Source organism: Arthrobacter sp. THG-b23, from assembly GCF_059091265.1.
In genome coordinates, this window is record NZ_JBNHGM010000019.1 from 1 (window position 1) to 472 (window position 472).

Genomic DNA, 472 nt, shown 5'->3' on the forward strand with positions numbered 1-472 from the left:
CAGGATCGTGGTGAGCGTCGGGACTTTGGTGATCGGCCGCGTCAGGATCGTGGTGAGCGTCGGGACTTTGGTGATCGGCCGCGTCAGGATCGTGGTGGTAGCGCATCCGGTAATGCCGGCGGCTTCCGTTCGCGGGATGATCGGCCGCGTCAGGATCGTGGTGAGCGTCGGGACTTTGGTGACCGTCCCCGCCAGGATCGTGGTGAGCGTCGGGACTTTGGGGATCGTCGTTCGCAGGGGGATCGTCCCCGCCAAGACCGTGGCGGTAGCGCATCCGGTAATGCCGGCGGCTTCCGTTCACGGGATGATCGTCCGCGTGAGGATCGTGGTGAGCGTCGGGACTTTGGCGATCGTCGTCCGCAGGGTGACCGTCCCCGTCAGGATCGTGGTGAGCGTCGGGACTTTGGTGATCGGCCGCGTCAGGATCGTGGTGAGCGTCGGGACTTTGGTGATCGGCCGCGTCAGGATCGTG

At 65.5% G+C, this 472-nt stretch carries 1 protein-coding gene; it reads right to left on the reverse strand.

What is annotated here, in order from left to right:
* The coding region (locus AC5RVD_RS16805; protein WP_494127556.1) for a hypothetical protein at positions 1 to 255 on the reverse strand (255 nt) is incomplete at its 3' end.
* Positions 256 to 472 lie beyond the last annotated feature (217 nt).